The sequence below is a fragment of the Microbacterium sp. NPDC058389 genome, from assembly GCF_042722305.1.
Classification (GTDB): domain Bacteria; phylum Actinomycetota; class Actinomycetes; order Actinomycetales; family Microbacteriaceae; genus Microbacterium.
Genome location: NZ_JBHXJQ010000008.1, coordinates 88377 through 110374, shown reverse-complemented (window position 1 = coordinate 110374; position 21998 = coordinate 88377). Strand labels below are relative to the sequence as shown.

The following is a 21998-nucleotide window of genomic DNA, read 5'->3' as shown; positions in this document are numbered from 1 at the left end:
GGCATGCTACTCGGCGCTTACATAGGGTGAACGCATGTCTGCCGAGGCGCCCGACCCGACTCGCCCGAGCAGGCGCCGGTTCCTCGCGACCGGCGCCGTCGGGGTCGCCGGTGCGGTGGCCGGACTCGCCGGCGGCTACGCGCTCGGCACCGCAGCGGGTGCAGGCGGCGAGGCCGCCGAGAGGGATGCCGCCACCCCTGCCGCCACGGCATCCGGGGCCGCCGCAGAGCTCGTCGACCCCCACGGCGCGCACCAGGCCGGCATCGCACGGCCGCAGCTGCTGCAGCGTCAGCTGCAGCTCGCGGTGCTCGACCTCGACGACGTGCCGATCGCCGAGCTCGCTGCCCGGCTGGACGCGTGCGGGAAGACCATCGCAGACCTCTGCGCGGGCGAGCACCCCGGGCTCGGCGGCCTCGCGCCGGCACGACTGACGGTGACGATCGGGGTGGGCGGACGCATCGTGTCCACGGCGTTCGGCGGGGCGCTCGGATGGACGGATCTGCCGGCCTTCTCGCGCGATGACATCCCGGACGACCGCCGCGACGGCGATGTGCTCGTGCTGTGCCGGTCGGACGACGGCGCCGTCGCCGCGCTGGCGCGGGACGCGGTGATCGCCGGCCTCGGCGGCCGCGCGCGCTGGACCGCCTCCGGCTTCACCTCCGCAGCCGACGGGCCGGCGACGCGGAACCTCGTCGGATTCCATGACGGCATCAGCCTCCCGCAGGCCGCCGCCGAGCTCGACGAGTCCGTGTGGCTGGCCGACGGTGCCGCGAGCGGGGGCTCGATCGCCGTCGTGCGGGTCATGCCCATCGACACGGCGGCGTTCACCGCCCTCGACCTGCACGCACAGGAGGCGGCGGTGGGACGGACGCGCAGCACGGGTGCCCCGCTGTCGGGCGGAGCGGCATCCGACGATCCGGATCTGAACGCCAAGAGCGCGGCCGGCGTGTTCGACATCCCGGTCGACGCGCATGTGCGTCGCGCGCATCCGCTGCCGACGGGCCTGGACGGCCTGATGATGCGGCGCAGCTACGCGTACAGCAACGGACCCGACGATCAGGGCGCCATCTTCGTGTCGTTCCAGCGCAGCGCCGGCTACTTCATCCGGACACAGCAGCGACTGGACGAGTCCGACGCGCTCCTGGCCCACACCCGCACCACGGCCTCCGGCGCCTTCCTGATCCTTCCCGGATTCACCGCGGAACACGGCCTGGGCCGGGCGCTCCTTCCATGACGCGCCCCGCGCGGGACCTGGGCGGACGATGCGGGCATCGATAGGCTGAGGGCTCGAACGCTGTCGTGAGGCGACACGCCGGGAGGGGCGAGCGAATGGCGATGAGGGTCGATCGCAGACGTGATCGCGGGCTGACGCGACGGATCGCCGTGCCGGCGGCTGCGGGGGTCGCAGCACTCCTCGCGCTCACGCCTGCCGTCGACGCCGCCGTCGCGGCGGGACCGGTGTCGGGCACCGTCTCGGGCACGGTCTTCCACGACTTCGACTCCGACGGCGTGCGCAACACGGTCGAGAGTCCCGGCATCCCTGTCGACGTCGGCATCGCCGGAATCACCGTCACGGCCGTCGACGCCGACGAAGACGTCGTCGGCACCGCCGTCTCGGGAGCGGACGGCTCGTATTCGATCGCCGTCACCGGTGCGCGCACCGAGCAGCTGCGACTGACGTTCTCCGGCCTTCCCGACGGCTACCACCCGTCGTACTCCGTGCTGCCGTCGGTGGGGACGGGCTCGTTCTCGGCGAGCGATGTCCAGCTCGTCACCGTCGGCGCGACCACCGCGGACTTCGGCGTGAACGCGCCCGGAGACTACTCGAAGGCCGGCACCGACACGCCCGTCGTCACGGCCATCCATCAGGCCGGCACCCGCGACAACGGCTACGCCAGCGACCAGCCGTCGCTGGCCGCGTTCCCGTGGCAGGACGAGTTCACCGACGAGAGCGCGAAGTACTCCTTCAACATGGAGGAGGACCCGAACGCACCCCGTGAAGGGGGCTACGCCGTCAACCGGACGACCCTCGCGGTCAGCAACCAGACCGGCACCCTGTGGGGCATCGCCACGCAGCGCAGCACCGGCGATGTGTTCGCCTCAGCCCTGCTCAAGCGGCACACCGACCTCGGCCCCCTCGGCATCGGGGGCATCTACCGCGTGCCGACCGTCATGGATCCGCAGACGGGCCTGCTCGGCACCCCCGGGGCGGTCGAGCAATGGCTCGACCTCAGTGCGTTCGTCGCCCCTCCCGGCCTCGACCTGAGCGCGGCGGCCCGGGGGCTCCTCCCCGATCCCAACAACCCCGGCAACGACCCGCTGGCATTCGAATGGGCGGGCAAGGTGGGCCTCGGCGCCATGGCGGTGAGCGAGGACCAGTCCACGCTCTACGCCGTCAACCTGTACACGAAGGCCCTCGAGGTCATCGACATCGCGACGGCGACACGGGGCACCCCCATCCCGCTCGGGCTCGGTGACGGCGACCGCCCGTGGTCCGTCGCCGTGCACCACGGCCGCATCCTGGTCGGCTACGTCCAGGATGCGACGGACGCGTCCGCGATGGTCGGCATCGTGAAGGAGGCGGATGCCGCCGACCCGACGGCACTGGCCGGCGCCGCACCCGCGCTCACGATCCCGCTCGACTACGAGAAGGGCACGCCGTGGCGCCTCGGGCAGACGTGTGACGAGAACCCCGGCAGCTGCCACTGGCACGCATGGGTGGACGTCTTCGACGACCACGCGTCGTGGGGCCTCGCGGGCACCGGCGGCGGCATCGTCGCCCACCCGCAGCCGACGCTCAGCGACCTGGACTTCACTCCGCAGGGCGACCTCGTGATCGGGATGCAGGACCGCTTCTCGCTCCAGATGGGCCGCGAGACCGTGGGCCCGAACGGCGAGACCAACGCCGACGGCGGCGCCTTCGAGGCGATCAGCGCCGGCGACACCCTCGTGGCCTCGCCGGCGAGCAGCGCCGGCGGCCCGTACACGCTCGAGAGCGACGGGATCGTGGGCGGTCGCGAGACGGCGTCGACGCTCACCCGGCAGGGCCCGGGCGGGCGCGAGTTCCTCGTCGACGAGAACGTCTACTCCGCCGAGAACTACGACGCCGCGACAGGCACGCTGCTGCCCACACCGCCCGAGCACGACGAGACCACCACGGGCGGACTGGCGACGATCCCCGGTGTGCCCGAGCTGCTGTCCACCGCCTTCGACCCGGGTGGCTACTACCAGACGAACGGGTTCAGCTGGTTCCGCACGTCGGACGGTTCGCGCACGGACGCCCGCGTCGTCTCGGGCGAAGGTCTCGGCTCGTCCCTGCGCAAGTCGGGCGGCCTCGCCGACGTCGCCGCGCTGCTGCCGCTCGCCCCGCTGCAGATCGGCAACGTGGTGTGGTTCGACGCGGACCGCGACGGCGTTCAGGATGCCGACGAGCCGGTGCTCCCGGGTGTCACGGTCACGCTGACCGGTCCGGGCGGCGCCCAGCTCGCCTCGACGACGACCGACGCGTACGGGCAGTACTACTTCGACACCGACACCGTGGAAGGCTTCGAGCCGGGCGGCGGCGACTACGTCGTCACCTTCATCCCGCCGACGGCGGGCGACATGTTCGACGGCGACCCGCGGTTCGGCACGATCGCGTGGTCCTCGGCCGGGTTCACGGTGCAGGATGCCGGCTCCGACGATCAGGTCGACTCCGACGCCGACCCGGCGACGGGCGAGGTCGGCTACACGGCGGGCACGCCCGGGCAGAACGACCCCACGATCGACGCGGGACTCATCGCGACGGTGTCGACGCAGATCCAGAAGATCGTCGACCCCGAGGGCGAGCCCGTCGAGCCCGGCACGACCTTCACACTCAACGTCGAGGCGCGCGACTTCCGCGGAGACCCGATCCCGCTGCCGGCCGAGGACGCCACGCTGACCCTCACGGACGGCGAGGTCGCGACCATCCCGTCGCAGCCGGATCCCGATCTGCTGCCCGCCGGCACGCAGCTGCGCATCACAGAGCCCGAGGATCCGAACTACACGGTGACGGTCACGCCGTCCGACGAGTGGGTCCTCGTGAGCGACGGCACGCCGGAGGCCGGCATCATCACGGTCACCAACACACGCCTGCTGTCGACCGGCTTCCAGATCCAGAAGCAGGTCGTCGATCCGGGCGGACTGGCGGGCGACGCCACGTTCACGGGCGGATGGCAGTGCACCTACCCCGACCCCGAGACGGTCGTCGGCGAAGGCACGTGGGAGCTCCAGGCGGGCGAGACCGAGACGATCGCCGGCGAGGGACTTCCCGTCGGATCCACGTGCACCGTGACCGAGGACGACCCCGCCCCCGCCGACGGCGGGACGTGGGCTGCGCCGGTCGTCGGCGACCCGGTCGTGCTGGGCGTGGACGGCACCGACGTCGTCCCGCTCGTGACGGTGACGAACGAGTTCACCCCGACGCCCACGCCGACGCCGACCCCGACGCCGCCGGGTCCGCTGCCGCCGACCGGGGCTTCGATCCCCTGGCTCGCTGCCGGCTCCGGCATCGCGCTCGCGCTGGTCGGCGTCGCGCTCCTGCTGATCCGCCGGCGCACCGCGGAGCGCCGGTGACGCCCGCGGCGGTCTAGCGGGTGTCGCATGTCGGCGGCCCGTGATTGGCTGACGACATGGACACCACGACCTCTGCGGACGGCACCACCATCGCCTACGAGAGCTACGGTGACGGCCCGGCCGTCGTCGTCGTGAACGGGGCCCTGTCGACGGCCGCCGACGCCGCGGGCCTCGCTCAGGCGCTGGTGGATGCCGGCTTCCGCGGCATCGCCTACGACCGGCGTGCGCGCGGTGCGAGCGGCGACGCCCGCGGCTCCACGCCCGAGCGCGAAGCCGAGGACCTCGCGGCCGTCATCCACGCGGTCGGCGGCGCGACCGCCGTCCTGGGCCACTCGTCGGGCGCGGTGCTGGCGCTGTACGCGGCGTCGCGCGGCGTCGCGACCGGGGCCCTGTTCCTGTCGGAGCCGCCGCTGCGGTTCGGCATCGACGAGCCGGCCGATGACCTCGCCGAGCGCCTGCAGCGCTGCGTCGACGAGGGCCGGCCCGACGACGCGATCGTCACGTTCCAGCTCGAGGGCGTCGGGCTTCCGGAGCAGATGGTCGAGGCCTTCCGCGCGAGCGACCAGTTCGCGTCGGTCGTGCCGCTCGCCCAGTCGACCGTCTACGACACGAACCTCGTGCAGGTCTCGTCGGTGCCGAGCCCCGAGATGCTGTCGGTGCACGGTCCTGTCACGATCCTCCGCGGCGAGCAGACCTTCCCGATCCTCCTCACGGCCGCCGACCGCCTGGCGGAGGAGCTGGCGGGCGCAGAGCTCGTCATCGTTCCCGAGTCGGTGATGCACCGGCCGGATCCGGCGGCGACGGTGCGCGTCGTGGCCGAGCGCCTCGCGTAGACGATCGGTCACTCCGCGGCGGCGGCTGCCGTCTGACCTCGCACGCGCAGGAGGACCGCCCGGCACGCCGGACGGTCCTCCACGTGTGAGCCGCCACGCTCCCCCCGGGGCGCCACGGCATAGCCGCTAGTGCTGCGACGCTCCTTCGGCGCCGATGCCGGTGAGCGCGCGCACCTCCATCTCGGCCTCCTTCGCCGGGTCCTCGGTGCCCTTGTCGAGGATCGTCCCGAGCCAGCCGAGGAAGAACGCCAGCGGGATCGACACGATGCCCGGGTTCGACAGCGGGAACCAGGCGAAGTCGATCGCGTCCGTCTTCAGCATCGACGTCTCGGACCCCGACACGACCGGCGAGAAGGCGATGAGGATGATGGCCGACGAGAGACCGCCGTACATGCTCCACAGGGCGCCCTTCGTCGTGAAGCGCTTCCAGTACAGCGAGTACACGATGGTCGGCAGGTTGGCCGAGGCCGCCACCGCGAACGCGAGCGCGACGAGGAACGCGACGTTCTGCCCGTTGGCGCCGATGCCGCCGATGATCGCGATCACGCCGATCACGACGACGGTGCGCCGGGCGACCTTGACCTCTGCACCCGCAGCAGGCTTGCCCTTCTTGACCACCGACGCGTAGATGTCGTGCGCGAAGGACGCCGCGGCGGTGATGGTGAGACCGGCGACCACCGCGAGGATCGTCGCGAACGCGATCGCCGAGATGAGGCCGAGCAGCAGCGGTCCGCCGAGCGCGTTCGCGAGCAGCGGGGCGGCCGAGTTCGCGCCGCCGGGCGCCGCGGCGATGACGGCGGGCCCGACGAGGGCGGCAGCGCCGTAGCCGAGGACCAGCGTGAACACGTAGAAGATGCCGATGAGCCAGATCGCCCACACGACCGACTTGCGGGCCTCCTTGGCCGTGGGCACGGTGTAGAAGCGCATGAGCACGTGCGGCAGGGCCGCGGTGCCGAGCACGAGCGCGAGGCCCAGCGAGATGAAGTCGACCTTGCTGATGTCGCTGACGCCGTACTTCAGGCCCGGGTCGAGGATCGCCGGGTTCTCCGCGACGACGGTCGCCTTCTCCAGCAGCGCCGAGAAGTCGAAGCCGTGCATCGCCAGCACCCAGACGGTCATCACCGCGGCGCCCGCGATGAGCAGCACGGCCTTGATGATCTGCACCCACGTGGTGCCTTTCATGCCGCCGATGAGCACGTAGAGGATCATGAGGGCGCCGACCACGGTGATCACCAGCGACTGGCCGAGGGTGTCTCCGATGCCCAGCAGCAGCGACACGAGCCCGCCGGCACCCGCCATCTGCGCGAGCAGGTAGAAGAAGCACACCACGAGCGTCGTGATGGCCGCGGCGACGCGCACGGGCGTCTGCTTCAGGCGGAACGACAGCACGTCGGCCATCGTGAACCTGCCGGTGTTGCGCAGCAGCTCGGCCACGAGCAGCAGGGCGACCAGCCACGCGACGAGGAAGCCGATCGAGTACATGAAGCCGTCGTACCCGGTGATGGCGATCGCACCGACGATGCCGAGGAACGACGCCGCCGAGAGGTAGTCGCCCGCGATCGCGGCGCCGTTCTGGCCGCCGGTGAACGAGCGCCCCGCGGCGTAGTAGTCGGACGCGGTCTTGTTGTTGCGGCTGGCGCGGAACACGATCACCATCGTGATCGCGACGAACAGCGCGAAGATGCCGATGTTGAGCCAGGGGTTGCCGGGGGCCGAGGCAGGCGCGGCGTCCGCCGCGAAGACGATGCTCATCGGGTGACCTCCTCAGGGGTCGAAGCGGCGTCGGCGGCGACCGACTCGCGGATCTCTCCCGCGATCGGGTCGAGGCGACGGTTGGCGAAGCCCACGTACCAGGTCGTGACCGCGAACGTGGTGACGATCTGCGCGATGCCGAGCAGCATCGCGACGTTGACGTGGCCGAACACGGGGGTCGACATGAAGTCGTGGGCGAACATGGCCAGCAGCACGTAGGCGAAGTACCACGCCAGGCAGGCCACCAGCACGGGGAAGACGAACCCGCGATGGCGCTTCTTCAACTGCTGGAACCGATCGGATTGCTGTACCGCGCGGTAGTCGACGTCAGGTGTCGTCGCCGCGCCCGGGGCGTCGTTGCCCATGGCTTCTCCTTCGAAGGGGGGTGGATCGCGCAGCGCGTGCTGCGCGTGACGATGTTGCCGCGCCCGGCACCGCGCAGACGGGCGACGCCGCTCGTCGTCGACGAGCGGCGTCGACGGTGCGACGAACGGGGCCCGGTCGCGCCGGGCGACGGATTACGCTGGCCTGAGAATGCCCGACTCGCTGCTGCTGTTCGCGGGCGCCGGCGCTGTTGCCGGGGCCGCCGCGGTGGGTCTCGTCGTCCTTCTGCGGCGCGTGCTGGTGTCGTCGCGCGAGCTCGGCACCGACGCCGAGCAGGCGACGTACCAGACGCTGCACCTCGCCGCCCGCGCGGCCAAGCACCTACGCGGCGGCGTCAGCCAGCAGGACGCGGTGAAGGCCGGCCGCCATCTGAAGGCGCTGCTCGGCTGCGACACGTTCGCGATCGTCGATCCGCACGGCGTCGTCGCGCTCGACGGCGACGAACGGCTGCGCGAGGTCGCCGCCGAACTCGCCGCGACGGTGCACGCCGCCGGCAAGGCGCAGGTGCGCCGCGGCGTCGGCGCCGGCGCCGACGTGGATGCCGTGGCCGCCCCGATCCTCATCGGCAGGCGTCCGGCCGGCGCGATCGTCGCGTTCGCGAGGCCGGTGCGTGCGGGACTCGTGCGCGCCACGGCGGAGGTCGCGGACTGGACGGCCGCGCAGATCGAACTCGGCGAACTGGATGCCTCGCGCACAGCACTCGCCGAGGCAGAGGTTCGGGCCCTGCGCGCTCAGATCAGCCCGCATTTCATCTACAACGCGCTGAACGCCATCGCGTCGTTCATCCTCACCGATCCGCAGCGCGCCCGGGAGCTCGTCCTCGAGTTCGCCGACTTCACGCGCTACTCGTTCCGCCGCCACGGGGAGTTCACGACGATCGCCGAGGAGCTGCACTCGATCGACAGCTACCTGCGCCTGGAGCGCGCCCGGTTCGGCGACCGTCTGCAGGTGACCCTGCAGATCGCCCCGGAGGTGCTCGGCACCGTCATCCCGTTCCTGTCGATCCAGCCGCTCGTCGAGAACGCGGTGCGGCACGGCCTCGAGGCGAAGGAGGGCGGCGGGCGCATCACGATCGAGGCGTCGGACTCGGGCGCGTTCGCCGAGATCACGGTCGAGGACGACGGCGTGGGGTTCGACCCGGAGCAGATCCGCGAGGTGCTCTCCCCCACGCCGGGTCCCTTCGGCGCGGGTGTGCCGGGCGGCGCGGGCACCGCCCGGGCACGCGACAACGTCGGCCTGCGCAACGTCGACGCCCGCCTGCGTCAGGTGTACGGCGAGGAGAACGGCCTCGTCGTCGAGACGCAGATCGGCGCCGGCACGCTCGTGCGCATGCGCATCCCGAAGACCCTGCCGAAGGCCGCGTCGGCCACCGGCCCGATCCCTGCGAGCGCCGACTCATGATCGACGTCCTGATCGCCGACGACGAAGAGCCGGCTCTCGCCGCGCTCGCGTATCTCCTGGAGCAGGACTCGCGGATCGGACGCGTGCACCAGGTGTCGACAGGCGCCGACGCGATCCGCCTGCTCACCCGCGAGCGCGTCGACGCGGTGTTCCTCGACATCCACATGCCGGGCCTGTCGGGGTTCGACCTCGCCCGCGCGCTGCAGCGGTTCGAGCACCGGCCCGCGCTCGTGTTCGTCACCGCCGACGAGGAGGGCGCCCTCGAGGCGTTCGACCTCGAGGCGGTCGACTACCTGCTGAAGCCCGTCCGCGCCGTGCGGCTGGAGAGATCCATCTCGCGCGTCATCGACGCGCTGCGGCAGACGCCCGAAGCGTCCGCTCCCCCGGCGGCCGAGCTCATCGCGGTGACCCTCGGCGGCACGACGCGCATGATCCGCAGGGACGACGTGCGGTACGTGCAGGCTCAGGGTGACTACACCCGCTTGTGCACCGCCGAGGGCGGGTTCCTGGTGCGCGTGCCGATCTCGGATCTGGAGCGCCAGTGGGCGGACGCCGGCTTCGTGCGCGTGCACCGCTCGTACCTCGTCGCGCTGGCGCATGTCGCGCAGATCCGGCTCGGCTCCGATCACCCGACCGTCATCGTGGGCGATGCGGCCCTGCCGGTGAGTCGACGGATGCTGCCCGGACTGCGCGACCGGCTCGCGCAGTCGACCGTGCGGGCGGATTCGTGACCGACGAGCCCGCCGAGCCCGGCCGGACGCCCCCGCGACCGGAGCGCGTGCGCGTGACCGCGGCCGGACTCGGCGTCCCCGCACGCCCTGCGTTCGACCTGCGCTCGCCCGCGACCGGCGGGCGGGCGACGGAGCCGGCCGCCGTCTACGTCCGGTCGCTGATCCGCTCGCAGCTGCGCCTCGGGATCGTCGCAGCCGTCGGGTTCATCGTCGCCACCGTCGCGTTCGTGCTCGTGCTCGCCCTCGTGCCGGACCTCAGCGCGGCGGTCGTCTGGGGTGTGCCGGCATCCTGGCTCCTCCTCGGGTTCGGGCTGTACCCGCTCGCCCTCACCGTCGCCGTGCTCTACGTGCGCGCGGCGGCCCGCAACGAGGCGCGCTACCGTGCGCTGACGGTGGACGAATGAACCCCTGGGTGGGCTACCTGAGCATCGCGGCGGTCGCGGCGGCGTCGACCCTCATCGGGTTCTACGGCCTGCGGATCTCGCGCACGACGAGCGACTTCTACGTCGCGAGCCGCACCGTGCGGCCGTGGTGGAACGCCTCCGCGATCGGCGGCGAGTACCTCTCGGCCGCCTCGTTCCTCGGGGTCGCCGGGCTGGTGCTGCTGACCGGCTCGCAGGGCATGTGGTTCCCGATCGGCTACACCGCGGGGTACCTCATGCTGCTGCTGTTCGTGGCCGCGCCGCTGCGCCGCTCCGGCGCGTACACGATCCCCGACTTCACGCAGGCGCGCCTGGAATCCACCGGCGTGCGCCGCGTGACGAGCACCCTCGTGATCGTCATCGGCTGGTTCTACATCGTGCCGCAGCTGCAGGGGGCCGCGCTCACGGTGCGGATCACGACGGGGATGCCGGCCTGGGTGGGATCCGTCGCCGTCGCCGTCATCGTCGCCGCGGTGGTGATGGCCGGCGGGATGCGCTCGATCACGTTCGTGCAGGCGTTCCAGTTCTGGCTGAAGCTCACGGCGCTCGCGGTGCCTGCCGTCGTCATCCTCATCGTCGTCGCGGGCGGCGTGGCGGGGCTCGTCGCGCAGGCGGCATCCATCGATCCGTTCCCGCCCACCGCAGGCCCGTCGGGGCTCGACGCCTACCGCACCGTGTCGCTGATGGTCGCCCTGCTGCTCGGCACCCTCGGCCTGCCGCACGTGCTGGTGCGCTTCTACACGAGCCCCGACGGCGTCGCCGCCCGCCGGACGACCGTCATCGTGCTCGCGCTGCTGTCGGCGTTCTACTGCTTCCCGACCGTGTTCGGACTGCTCGGCCGCGTCTTCGCACCGGATCTCGCCGAGGGCGGTCAGGCCGATGCGCTCGTGCTCATGCTCCCGGGACGGCTCATCCCGGGACCCGCGGGCGTGCTGCTGACAGCCCTCGTCATCGCCGGTGCGTTCGCGGCGTTCCTGTCGACCACATCGGGACTGGTCGTGTCGCTCGCGGGCGTCATCAGCCAGGACCTGCTCGGCGGCAGCGTCCGGGGCTTCCGGATCGCCGCCGTGCTCGCCACGGTCGTGCCGTTGCTCGTCGCCCTCGCGACCGAGTCGTCGGGACTGGCCGGAAGCGTGGGCCTCGTCTTCGCGTTCACCGCGTCGACGCTGTGCCCGGTGCTCCTGCTCGGCATCTGGTGGCGGGGTCTCACGGCGCGCGGTGCGGTGGCCGGCATGCTCGCCGGGGGCATCCTGTCGGCCGTCGCCATCTTCGGCGGCGGGATGCTGGCGGCCTGGGCCCCCGGCATCCGCCCGTTCCTCGAGCAGCCCGCAGCCTGGACCGTTCCCGTCGCCGTCGCCGTGATCATCGTCGTGTCGAGGACCGATCGCCGCGGCGCCCCGCGCGGCGTGGACGCGTTCCTCGCCCGGTTGCACACGCCTGAGGCGTGACGGCGGCCGGAGCTACGCGATGCGCGTGCCGGACGGCAGCCGGCCTGCCGGTGTGCGCGTGCGCGCCCACGCCCACCACAGCAGGCCGGCGGCCAGCAGCAGCTGCAGCGTCATGCCGACGAACCAGCTCGGCGTCGACTGGTCGACGACCTCCCGCGGGGACGGCTGGTCGCCCTGCTGGTACGGCGCGCAGTCGTCGTACCGGGTCTCGAGCTCGGGGGCCTGCTGGGCCGCCCGCACGCCGTACTTGATCTGGCCGAACAGGTCGCGCGGGTACCCTTCCGGCCCGAACTCGGTGGGTGTCGCATCCGCCAGGATCACGAACGGGTTCGCCGCCAGCAGCCACCACACGTGGTCGAACCGCGGCACCTCGTACGTCGAGGTCGTCCACTCGCCGCACGACAGCTCGACGTCGTCGTCGCACGGGTTCATGTCGCTGGGCGTCTCGCCGGGCGCGCACGGGTAGCTGTCGCCCGTGTAGTCGCCGTAGTCGAGCGAGCGGTAGTGCGTCGTCACCTCGGAGCGGACCGTGAACCCGACGAGCGCGAAGGCGATGACCGTGCCCACGACGAGCGCCATCACGACGAGATACGTCGTGGCGACCGAGAACAGCGGGCGCGACAGGATGCCCGACAGTGCGACCCCGATCGCCGCGATGATCCCCACCTCGAACACGAGCACCAGCAGCGACACCGTGATCGTCGACGGGCTGCCGCCGCCGGCGAGCGTCGCCACCACGAGGAACGGCAGCGCGACCGCGACGAACGCGAGGCCCGTGATCCAGGCCGCGAGCACCTTGCCGAGGAGGATCTCGGCGGTCGTCGCGAGCGTGACCTGCACCGGCGCGAGGGTCGCGGCATCCCGATCCCCGTTGATCGCGTTGCCGCTGAGCGTCGGCGACACCAGCACGATCAGCAGCAGCGTGATGTAGACGATGGTCGACGAGATCGCGCCGCCGGGCTCCGGGACCGACCCCCACGCGAGGAACGACAGCCCGGTCACGATCATGAGCAGCAGGGCGAACACCCCGAGGAGCACGTACCAGGCGACGCTGCGGGTGCGCTGCGTCAGCTCGAGCCCGATGATGGTGCCCAATCGCTGCCCGCTCATGATGTCGCCCCGCTCTCGTCGGCGACGGCCGGAGGTGGGGATGCCGGCGGCGGAGGCGGCACCTGCGGCGGGCGCCCGTCGCCCAGGTCGAGGAACGTGCGCTCGAGCGACCCCTGCGCCGCGGCGAACTCGACCACGTCCAGCCCCTTCGCGACGAGGTCGCGCAGCGCCGCGGCCGCGTCCTCGTCCGTCTCGAACGACACCACGACATCGCGCCGGTCGACGCCGACGGCCTCGACCGGCATCCCGAGCGCCGCGGCGACGCGCTCGACGGCGGCCGCACCCTCGACGGTCGCGAGACGCACGCGCCACGGCCGGGCGCGGCGCGCGGCCGCCTCGACGCGGGCGGGATCGACGGTGGCGCCGGCCAGCAGGAACACGGCGTCGTCGACGACCTCCTCGAGCTCGGAGAGGATATGGCTCGACACGAGCACCGTGCGGCCCTCGGCGGCGAAGCGCCGCAGCAGCCCGCGCAGCTCGATGCGCGCCTGCGGGTCGAGGCCCGACGCGGGTTCGTCCAGCAGCAGCACGCGGGGGTCGTGCACCAGCGCGCGGGCGAGGCCGAGCCGCTGCTTCTGCCCGCGCGACAGCACCCGCGCGGGTGCGTCCGCGAGTTCGACCAGCCCCACGTCGGCCAGCAGCGCATCGGCGCGCGCGGATGCCTCGGCCTTCGGCATCCCGTACAGCCGGGCGGTCACCGCGAGCGTCTCGCGTGAGCTGAGCGCGTTCCACGCGCCGAGGGCGTCGGGCATCCAGCCGAGCCGGGCGCGAGCGGCCTGCGGGTCCGCGACCGGGTCGATGCCGTCGATGCGGATGACACCGGCGTCGGGCGCGAGCAGCGACGCGAGCATCAGCAGCAGCGTCGTCTTGCCGGAGCCGTTGGGGCCGACGAGGCCGGTGACCCGGCCTGCGCGGGCGTGGAGCGACACGCTGCGCACCGCCTGCACCGGGCCGAACGCGCGTCGGACGCCCTCCACCACGATGCCGGGCTCGCCGGCGGGCTCGGGCGGTGCGGCAGCGGTGCCAGGCGTGGTCATGGGGTCACCCTAGCGGGGCGCGCCGACGCGACCGTGGACCGTCGCCCGAGGCGTGCCGGCGGGCCGGATCCTCCGCGCGCTCACCCCACCGGGAGCGCACCTTCGGACGGCGCGTGATTCCGCCGCCATCGCAGGGCGCCCTGCGCTTGCCGGGTCAGCACGCGATCCAGTCGGCGGAAGTCCTGGGCGAGGATCCAGTGCGTCGCCCACCCGGGCAGCCATCCGGCCTGCCAGCGCAGCGCGCCGCTCAAGTCGCCGACGTATTCGGCGCGGATGTGCGTCACCGTGCCGGCGGGTCGGCACGCATATTCGACACGCGAGTTCCAGGGTGCAGACGAGATCCACACCACGCGCCGGTTCTCGTCGAGCAGCGCCAGCCGATCGATGAAGTGGGCGCGGAAGGGTCCGATGCGGTCGGTGGCACGCCACCGCGTGCCGACGCAGGGGGGACCGTCGTCGATCTGCTCGCGGAAGACGACCGCCGGCGCGAAGGCGTGCCATCTCGTCGGGTCGGCGAGGTATGGGAACACCGCCTCCACCGGATGGGTGATCGTCGCCTCCACGACGACGCGACGCTCCCAGCTGCCTTGCGATGCGCCCATGCGCCTCACCCCCGGACCAGCACCCCCGCCGCTCCCCAGCGCCATCCCCTCGTCGCGAGCGTACGACTCGGCTCCGGTGGCGCGCAACGCAGCGCCGTGCAGGCCCGGACGCCGCGCGGCCCCCGGGTGTACCATACGGCTGTTCGCCGCGGCGCGCGTCGTCTCACGAGGAGCCGCGGCGGGAGCGAGGTCGAGATGGCTGAGAAGCTGCCGTCATCGGGGGCGCTGCCCGAGGGCCGGGCCCCGGGGTGCGATACGTCCGGACTGATTCTCGTGCATCGCATCTTCCGCTGGCTGTACCGTGAGCTGCCGCAGCTCATCCGCGAAGTCGAGCCGGGCGACTCCACCCGCGCCGCACTGGTCGGAGACTACGCGAAGCTCGACTTCTTCGCGCTCCACCTGCATCACGAGACCGAGGACACGATCCTCTTCGACCGGCTCGCCGCGCGCGACCCGGGATGCGTCGCGCATGTGGATCGGCTTCGCGCGCAGCACAAGGACGTCGCCGCCCGCCTGGAGCACATCGAACCGCAGCTGGCGCCCTGGGTCTCCACCGCCGATCCTGCCCTGCGCGACGCGTTCGCGGGCGACATCGAGGCTCTGCGCGACACCCTGTTCGCGCATCTCGGCCAGGAGGAGGACGACATCCTTCCTGTGGCCGGAGCGGTGCTGACCCAGAAGGAGTGGGACGAGCTCGAGACGCACACGAGGGCGGTGCTCATGGCCCACCGCAAGGAGCTGCCGGGCGACGTGATGTCTCTGCAGCTCGGCCTTCTCCTGGCCAGCGTCCCGGAGGCGGAGCGCGACGAGTGGTATCGCGCCAACGTCCCGGCGCCGATCCGGCTGATCTACCTGCTGCTGATGAAGCGACGGTACGACCGGGCGATGCACGAGCTGTATCCCGACCGCCCGGTTCCTGCGATGTCCTGACGCCTGGCCGTGCGCTCCGTGCCGCGGCGTGAGCCGCCCCGCGCGATCAGGACCGGAAGAACGCGACCCCGAGATCGGGGTGGTCGACGAAGACGCCGTCGACGCCGGCATCCCGGATCACCGACCACTCCCCCTCCCAGTCGCCGAACTCGGACGGACCGCCGCGCGTGCGGAACTGCCCGATCAGGAAGCGGTTCTCGGGGCGGCAGGTCCACGTGAAGACCCGCAGCCCCCGTGCGTGCGCGTCGGCGACGACCGGCGACGGCCCGCTGGTGCGGCCGAGGCGATCGGGGGCGAGGATCATGCGCTTGTCGACGCTGATGCCGTCCACCCGCCCGACCAGCGCGTCGAGCCCCGCCGGCGACGCGGTGTGCGCATAGGTCGGCGCCGCCTTGCCCTGCGCGGCGGCGAGGTCGAACGGACGGCCCGCGGCCTCGAGCAGATAGACGTAGGACGCCGGGATGCCGCGTTCCTTGAGCGCCAGGAGCACCGTCGACTCGAACGACTCGACGATCAGCGGCCATTGGCCCGCACCCCACCCGGCCTCGCGGAGCTCCGCCTCGACGAGGGCGGCGACGTCCCAGCCGAGCGAGGCGAAATACGTCGCATGCTTGATCTCCAGCACGACGCCGATCTCGCGGCCCTGCTCCAGCGACGCCTCACGTGCCGCGTCGAGGACGTCCCGCAGCCGCAGCACGGTCTGCTCGCCGTCGAAGGTCGCGCTCGAGGGCCGCACATCGGCGATGCGCTCACGACAGTGCAGCCTCGAGAGCTCCTCCCACGTGAAGTCCTCGGTGAACCACCCGGTGAGCGCGTTGCCGTCCACCGTCTTGGTCGTGCGGCGGTCGGCGAACTCGGGGCGCTCGGCGACGTCGGTGGTTCCCGAGATCTCGTTCTCGTGCCGCACCACCAGCACCCCGTCGCGCGAGACCACGACATCGGGTTCGACCGCATCCACCCCCAGCTCGAACGCGAGGGCGTAGGACGAACGGGAATGCTCGGGTCGATACCCGGGCGCCCCACGATGACCGATGACGAGCGGAGTCCGGCGCGGCATCGCACCAGGCTAGCCCGGGCTCGCGAACGACCGGCGCGGGCGGCATCCCTTCATGGACCACTCACAGCAGGCTCCTGACCTCCGGGGCCCCCGTTCGGTTAGTGTTGATCAACAGCACCGTGCTGGGAATCCTTGACATTGGAGTGTGAGAGCAGTGGCCCTCAACAACCCCGCGTTCAACAACCCGGCCTTCCAGGACCCGAAGGCCGTTCAGACCTACCCCGGGGGTGCGCAGGCAGGCAACCTGGGTGCGCAGACCCAGTACGCCACCGCGCAGCACACGACCACGGACGCCGCCGCGCAGGCACAGCTCGAGGGCATGTACGCGGCTCCCGCCGCCGGCGCCGTCGAGACGGGCCGCATGTCGTACGAGGACACCATCTGGAAGACGGTCGGCCTCTTCGCCGTCCTCCTCGTGTTCGCCGCGGTCGGCTGGGTCTGGACGATGGCCGGCGTCACCGCCCTGAACCCGCAGCCGTCGGTCCTCCCGTGGATCCTCGGCGCGCTCGGCGGCTTCGTCCTGTCGATGGTCGTCATCTTCACGTCGCGCAAGAAGATCCGCCCCGCGCTGATCTTCGGCTATGCGGCGTTCGAGGGCCTCTTCGTCGGCGCGATCTCGGCGTTCTTCGAGTACATCTACCACGGCATCGTCCTGCAGGCCACGCTCGCGACCCTCGCGGTGGTCGGCGTGACCCTGGCGCTGTTCGCCAGCGGCAAGATCCGCGCCTCGAAGCGTGCCACCAAGGTCTTCCTCATCGCGATGGTGGGCTACCTGGTGTTCTCGCTCGTGAACATCATGCTGATGCTCTTCAACGTCCCGATCGCCGGTGGCGCGTTCGGCATGCTGAGCGCCAAGGGCCCGTTCGGCATCCCGTGGGGCATCCTCATCGGCATCTTCGTCGTCATCATGGCGGCGTACTCGCTGGTGCTCGACTTCGACAACATCCAGCAGGGCGTGCGCAACGGCGCCCCGCGCCAGTACGGCTGGCTCGGCGGCTTCGGCATCATGGTCACGGTCGTCTGGCTGTACATCGAGATCCTGCGCATCCTCGCGATCGCGCGGAACAACTAGCGACGCATTCCCGAAGAGGCCGCCCGGACACCCGGGCGGCCTCTTCGCGTTCCCGGGCACTCTGCGGGTAACCTGCGCTGAGACGGGCGGGAGGGGCACGATGAAGCGCGGTTCGAACATGCCGGCGGTCGGCACGTACAACCAGACCCTCGTGCTCGACCTGATCCGGCGGTCGCCGTCCGGCCTCAGCCGCATCGAGCTCGCCGCCCGCACCGGGCTGTCGGCGCAGACCCTGGGCAACGTCGCCCGCCGGCTCGCCGCGGAAGGATTCGTGGTCGAGGGCGACCGGGTCGTGGCGGGCCCCGGGAAGCCTCGCACGCCGCTGCAGCTCAACCGCACCGCGCGGTATGCCGTCGGCATCCACCTCGATCCGTCGGTCGACACGTTCGTCGTCGTCGACCTCTCGGGCGGCATCGTCGCGCACATGGAGCGGCCGCCGGCCGACGACGCTGACGCCGCCGAGCTGATTGCGGCGCTCGCCCGTGACGCGAACGCGCTGCTGCGGTCCGCGGATGTGCCGCTGGACCGGGTGCTCGGCATCGGCGTCGCCGCGCCCGGCCCCATCGACCACGACGCCGGCACCGTGCTGACGCCCCCGCTGCTGCCGACCTGGCACCACACGCGCCTGCGCGACCTGCTCGCCGAGGCCACCGCCCACCCGGTCGTCGTCGAGAAGGACGTCGTCGCCGCCATGGTGGGCGAGCTGTGGGCCGAGGCCGATCACACCCTCGACGACGCCGCGCTGGTGTACTACGGCGCGGGCGTCGGTCTCGGCATGGCCGTCGACGGCGAGGCCGTGCGGGGCCGGACCGGCAACGCCGGCGACATCGGCCATCTGCTCGTCGAGCCGGGCGGGCCCGAGTGCCTGTGCGGGCAGCGCGGGTGCCTGGGTGTCTCGGTGGCGCCCGAGCGGCTGCTCTTCGACGCGGGCGTCACCCCGTCGCCCGTCATCGCGCCCACGGCGGTATGGGGCGCGATCGACGAGCTGCGGGCGCGCATCGCGGACGGCGACCGCCGAGCCCTCGAGGTGCGCGATCGGGCCGCGGAGACCTTCGCCCGCGCGATCGTGCTGCTGAACAACCTCCTCGATGCGGGGACGTTCGTGATCGGCGGCCCGGTGTGGAGCCGGCTCGGCCACGCGCTGCGGCCCGGGATCGATCTCGCCCTCCCCGCCGTTGCGCAGATCACCACGACGCGGCCGCTCATGCTGCGTGAGGCGAGACTCGGCACCGACCTTGCCGCCGCGGGTGCGGCATCGCTGGTCCTCGACGGCGCGTTCACCGCACGCGCCTCGGACCTCATGATCGGTCTCTCCTGACGCGGACCGCCACCGTGCGAAATCGACCCTTGACACATTTATTAAACATGTTTGAATAACACCTGGCGCGAGGTTGCGCACACCCCCAGAGTGAGCAAAGGAGCTTTCATGAAGAGATCGGTCATCGGGCTCGGCGTCCTTGCGATCGGCGGCCTGACCATCGGGCTGACCGGCTGCGCGGGCGGCGATTCAGGCGCAGACGGCGACACCCTGCGCATCGCGTACCAGAAGACCGCGTCGTTCACGGCGATGGACGAGCTGATGAAGACGGTCAAGGGCGAGTACGAGAAGGAGTACCCCGACCGCAAGGTGGAGCTCGTCCCCATCGAGGCCGAGCAGGACCAGTACTTCACCAAGCTGGCGCTGATGAACGGCTCGGCCGACACGGCGCCCGACGTCATCTACGAAGACACGTTCCAGATCCGCTCCGACGCCGCCGCCGGGTACCTGCAGCCCATCGACGACTACCTCGCGGACTGGGACGACTGGAGCCTCTACGACGACGGCGCCAAGCAGGCCGGCCTCGGCGACGACGGCAAGACCTACGGCGTCTCGCTCGGCACCGACACGCGCGGCATCTACTTCAACAAGGAGCTGATCCAGGCCGCCGGGCTCCCCGCCGACTGGCAGCCCGAGTCGTGGGACGACATCCTCGACGCGGCGCGTGCCGTGAAGGAGTCCAGCCCCGACGTCACGCCGCTGAACATCTACGCCGGCAAGGCGCAGGGCGAGGCGACGTCGATGCAGGGCTTCGAGATGCTGCTGTACGGCACCGACGACCAGCTGATGGACACGTCGTCGAACAAGTGGGTCACCGGATCCGCCGGCTTCCTCGACGCGCTGACGTTCTACCAGACCGCTTTCGAGGAGGGCCTCGCGCCCGACCCGGCCGACGCGCTGGACGCAGCGTGGGGCTCGAAGGTGCAGAACGAGCTGCTCCCGCAGGGCAAGCTGGCCATCGCGATCGACGGCTCGTGGCTGCCGAGCGGATGGATCGCGGGCGACAACGAATGGCCCGAGTGGAACGACACGCTCGGCCTCGCCGCCATGCCGACCCAGGACGGCGGCGGCGACGGGTTCGTCTCGATGTCGGGCGGCTGGACCCTCGCGGTCGGCGCCCACGCGTCCGACCCGCAGGCCGCGTTCGACTTCATCGCCCAGGCGTTGACGCCCGAGAACGCGCTCACGTACCACGAGGAGGCCGGGCAGATCGCGGTGCGGTCGGATGTGGCATCCAGCCAGGAGTACCTCGACTACAACGCGTCGTTCGAGTTCTTCTCGTCGCTCGTGGCCTACACGCACTTCCGGCCGGCCACGCCCGACTACTCGCAGATCTCGTCGAACATCCCCGTCGCGACCGAGTCGGTGATCACCGGTCAGGCGTCGCCGGAGGACGCACAGAAGACGTACGACGACGCGCTCATCGGCATCGTCGGCGAGAAGAACACGCAGGCCGGCTGATCCGCACATGACAGCCGTCATCGCCGACGGCCTGGCGGGCCGCGACCGGGGAACCCCTTCCCGGTCGCGGCGCCGCCCCGGCCGCTCGCTCTCACGACTCCTGCCGCTGGTCCCGGCCGTGCTCATGCTGGCCGCGTTCATGCTCGGACCGATCGTCTACTCGCTGTACGGATCGCTCACCGATCGCGCCCTGACCGGCCCGCGCGCGGCGAACCCCCAGTTCATCGGACTCGAGAACTACGTCGAGCTGTTCGGCTCGGCCGAGTTCTGGAACTCGTTCGTGCTCACGGTCGTCTTCGTGCTCGCGTCCGCCGTCATCGGCCAGAACGTGCTCGGGATGCTGCTGGCCGTGCTCGTGCGCAGCTCGGTCAAGCCCCTGAAGTCGCTCGTCAGCGGCGTCGTCGTGCTCGCCTGGGTGCTGCCCGAGATCGTGGCCGCGTTCGCGATGTACGCCTTCTTCGCCAAGGACGGCACGCTCAACGCCGTCCTCGGCTGGTTCGGCCTCGAGCACACCGCGTGGCTCTTTTACTTCCCCATGCTGTCGGTGATCCTCGCGAACATCTGGCGCGGCACCGCGTTCTCGATGATGGTCTACAACGCCGCGCTCTCGGAGGTGCCGCCCGACCTCATGGAGGCGGCGACCATCGACGGAGCCACGGCCTGGCAGCGCTTCACGCGTGTCACCCTGCCGGTGATCCGCCGGTCGATCTCGACCAACCTGCTGCTCACCACGCTGCAGACGCTCGGCGTGTTCACCCTCATCTGGGTCATGACCGGCGGCGGCCCGGGCTCGTCGTCGGCGACGCTGCCCGTGCTCGCCTACCAGGAGGCGTTCAAGTTCGCGCAGGTCGGCTACGGCACCGCGATCGCCACCGTGACCCTCCTCATCGGCGCGGTGTTCTCGATCGTCTACATCCGCGCCCTCAAGCCGGAGGTCGACTGACATGGCCACCCAGACCGCGACCGAGACCCGCACCATCGTCACCGAGCGCCGCTCCCTGAGCGTGTCGGCACCGCGCAAGCGGACGCACACGGCGACGGCATCCATCCTCCTCGCCCTGATCGGGCTGCTGTTCCTCGTCCCGCTGCTGTGGGTCGTGTTCGCGTCGTTCGACGGCGACGCCACGGTGTCGATGCGGCTTCCCGAGACGTGGACGCTCGCCAACTACACCGACGTCATGACGTGGGAGCTCGCGTGGCAGCCGCTGCTGAACTCCATCGTGATCTCGCTCGGCACGGCGCTCATCACCGTCGTGGTGGCGCTGCTGGCCGCGTACCCGCTGTCGCGCTACAACGCGCGGTACCAGAAGCCGTTCATGTACGCGATCCTGTTCGGCACCGGTCTGCCGCTGACGGCCATGATGGTGCCCGTCTACGCGCTGTTCGTGTCGTTCGGACTGCTCGACTCGACGTGGGGCGTGATCCTCTTCATGGCGGCGACGTCGCTGCCGATGGCCATCTGGATGCTCAAGAACTTCATGGACTCGGTGCCCATCTCGCTCGAAGAGGCGGCGTGGGTCGACGGTGCGGGATCCATGCAGGCGCTCGCGCGCATCGTCGTGCCGCTCATGCGGCCGGGCATCGGCGTGGTGTTCATCTTCGTGTTCACGGGCGCGTGGGGGAACTTCTTCGTCCCGTTCGTGCTGCTGTTCACGTCGAGCAAGTTCCCCGCTGCCGTCTCGATCTTCAACTTCTTCGGACAGTACGGCACCATCGCCTACGGCCAGCTCGCCGCCTACTCGGTGCTGTACGCGGCGCCGATGGTGGTGCTGTACGTCATCGTCCAGAAGCTCTCCGGCGCGTCGTTCGCACTCGCCGGCTCCGTCAAGGGCTGACGCCCGCTC

19 protein-coding genes are annotated in these 21998 nt (G+C 71.4%); 13 read left to right on the top strand and 6 right to left on the bottom strand.

Annotated features, from left to right (window positions below; translation table 11 throughout):
• The first annotated feature begins 34 nt into the window (after window positions 1-34).
• From ACFWJ8_RS12805 to ACFWJ8_RS12795, 3 genes are all read left to right on the top strand, one after another.
• A complete protein-coding gene (locus ACFWJ8_RS12805) occupies window positions 35-1234 on the top strand; it encodes a Dyp-type peroxidase (protein WP_378811867.1) in 1200 nt (399 codons plus the stop codon).
• Between the two features lie 95 nt (window positions 1235-1329).
• Window positions 1330-4596, top strand: coding sequence for an SdrD B-like domain-containing protein (locus ACFWJ8_RS12800; RefSeq protein ID WP_378811864.1), 3267 nt, complete (start codon window positions 1330-1332; stop codon window positions 4594-4596).
• Window positions 4597-4652: 56 nt separating this feature from the next.
• Window positions 4653-5429 carry an alpha/beta fold hydrolase gene (locus ACFWJ8_RS12795; protein WP_378811862.1) on the top strand — a complete coding sequence of 259 codons (777 nt, stop codon included), beginning with the start codon at window positions 4653-4655 and terminating at the stop codon, window positions 5427-5429.
• Window positions 5430-5555: 126 nt separating this feature from the next.
• Here ACFWJ8_RS12795 and ACFWJ8_RS12790 read toward each other — a convergent pair whose 3' ends face one another.
• Both ACFWJ8_RS12790 and ACFWJ8_RS12785 read right to left on the bottom strand, forming a co-directional pair.
• On the bottom strand, window positions 5556-7181 hold the full coding sequence (locus ACFWJ8_RS12790) for a cation acetate symporter (protein WP_378811859.1): 1626 nt from the start codon (window positions 7179-7181) through the stop codon (window positions 5556-5558).
• Complete coding sequence (locus ACFWJ8_RS12785) at window positions 7178-7546, bottom strand: DUF485 domain-containing protein (protein WP_378811857.1); 369 nt, start codon at window positions 7544-7546, stop codon at window positions 7178-7180. Before ACFWJ8_RS12785 ends, ACFWJ8_RS12790 begins: the two co-directional genes overlap by 4 nt.
• A 169-nt stretch (window positions 7547-7715) precedes the next feature.
• Here ACFWJ8_RS12785 and ACFWJ8_RS12780 point away from each other — a divergent pair, with 169 nt between their 5' ends.
• The 4 genes from ACFWJ8_RS12780 to ACFWJ8_RS12765 are packed head-to-tail and all read left to right on the top strand — an operon-like array spanning window position 7716 to window position 11567.
• Window positions 7716-8966, top strand: a complete 1251-nt coding sequence (locus ACFWJ8_RS12780; protein ID WP_378811854.1) for a sensor histidine kinase — start codon at window positions 7716-7718, stop codon at window positions 8964-8966.
• Entirely contained in the window at window positions 8963-9697 is a 735-nt protein-coding gene (locus ACFWJ8_RS12775) for a LytR/AlgR family response regulator transcription factor (protein WP_378811852.1), read from the top strand. Before ACFWJ8_RS12780 ends, ACFWJ8_RS12775 begins: the two co-directional genes overlap by 4 nt.
• Window positions 9694-10101 (top strand): DUF485 domain-containing protein, encoded by a 408-nt coding sequence (locus tag ACFWJ8_RS12770; protein WP_378811849.1) that lies wholly within the window; start codon window positions 9694-9696, stop codon window positions 10099-10101. The genes ACFWJ8_RS12775 and ACFWJ8_RS12770 overlap by 4 nt, the downstream gene beginning before the upstream one ends.
• Window positions 10098-11567 carry a cation acetate symporter gene (locus ACFWJ8_RS12765; RefSeq protein ID WP_378811847.1) on the top strand — a complete coding sequence of 490 codons (1470 nt, stop codon included), beginning with the start codon at window positions 10098-10100 and terminating at the stop codon, window positions 11565-11567. The genes ACFWJ8_RS12770 and ACFWJ8_RS12765 overlap by 4 nt, the downstream gene beginning before the upstream one ends.
• A gap of 12 nt (window positions 11568-11579) precedes the next feature.
• Here the strand turns inward: ACFWJ8_RS12765 and ACFWJ8_RS12760 are convergent, their stop codons facing one another.
• The 3 genes from ACFWJ8_RS12760 to ACFWJ8_RS12750 form a co-directional block, all read right to left on the bottom strand.
• Window positions 11580-12677, bottom strand: a complete 1098-nt coding sequence (locus ACFWJ8_RS12760) for an ABC transporter permease (protein WP_378811845.1) — start codon at window positions 12675-12677, stop codon at window positions 11580-11582.
• Window positions 12674-13714 (bottom strand): ABC transporter ATP-binding protein, encoded by a 1041-nt coding sequence (locus ACFWJ8_RS12755; protein WP_378811842.1) that lies wholly within the window; start codon window positions 13712-13714, stop codon window positions 12674-12676. Before ACFWJ8_RS12755 ends, ACFWJ8_RS12760 begins: the two co-directional genes overlap by 4 nt.
• 80 nt (window positions 13715-13794) lie before the next feature.
• Window positions 13795-14316, bottom strand: a complete 522-nt coding sequence (locus ACFWJ8_RS12750) for an SRPBCC family protein (RefSeq protein WP_378811839.1) — start codon at window positions 14314-14316, stop codon at window positions 13795-13797.
• 195 nt (window positions 14317-14511) lie between these two features.
• On the opposite strand from ACFWJ8_RS12750, the gene ACFWJ8_RS12745 reads away from it, so the two are divergent.
• Window positions 14512-15246: a hemerythrin domain-containing protein gene (locus ACFWJ8_RS12745; RefSeq protein ID WP_378811837.1), complete on the top strand. Its 735-nt coding sequence runs from the start codon at window positions 14512-14514 to the stop codon at window positions 15244-15246.
• 46 nt (window positions 15247-15292) lie between these two features.
• On the opposite strand, the gene ACFWJ8_RS12740 is transcribed toward ACFWJ8_RS12745, so the two are convergent.
• Window positions 15293-16303, bottom strand: a complete 1011-nt coding sequence (locus ACFWJ8_RS12740; protein ID WP_378811835.1) for a glycerophosphodiester phosphodiesterase family protein — start codon at window positions 16301-16303, stop codon at window positions 15293-15295.
• A 154-nt stretch (window positions 16304-16457) separates the two neighbouring features.
• On the opposite strand from ACFWJ8_RS12740, the gene ACFWJ8_RS12735 reads away from it, so the two are divergent.
• From ACFWJ8_RS12735 to ACFWJ8_RS12715, 5 genes are all read left to right on the top strand, one after another.
• A complete protein-coding gene (locus ACFWJ8_RS12735) occupies window positions 16458-17375 on the top strand; it encodes a Bax inhibitor-1/YccA family protein (protein ID WP_378811834.1) in 918 nt (305 codons plus the stop codon).
• Window positions 17376-17475: 100 nt separating this feature from the next.
• Complete coding sequence (locus tag ACFWJ8_RS12730; RefSeq protein WP_378811832.1) at window positions 17476-18693, top strand: ROK family protein; 1218 nt, start codon at window positions 17476-17478, stop codon at window positions 18691-18693.
• A 108-nt stretch (window positions 18694-18801) separates the two neighbouring features.
• The gene (locus ACFWJ8_RS12725) at window positions 18802-20154 is read left to right on the top strand and encodes an extracellular solute-binding protein (RefSeq protein ID WP_378811829.1); all 1353 of its coding nucleotides are present in this window, start codon (window positions 18802-18804) and stop codon (window positions 20152-20154) included.
• A gap of 7 nt (window positions 20155-20161) precedes the next feature.
• The gene (locus tag ACFWJ8_RS12720) at window positions 20162-21097 is read left to right on the top strand and encodes a carbohydrate ABC transporter permease (RefSeq protein ID WP_378811827.1); all 936 of its coding nucleotides are present in this window, start codon (window positions 20162-20164) and stop codon (window positions 21095-21097) included.
• A 1-nt stretch (window position 21098) separates the two neighbouring features.
• Window positions 21099-21989 carry a carbohydrate ABC transporter permease gene (locus tag ACFWJ8_RS12715; protein ID WP_378811825.1) on the top strand — a complete coding sequence of 297 codons (891 nt, stop codon included), beginning with the start codon at window positions 21099-21101 and terminating at the stop codon, window positions 21987-21989.
• Window positions 21990-21998 lie beyond the last annotated feature (9 nt).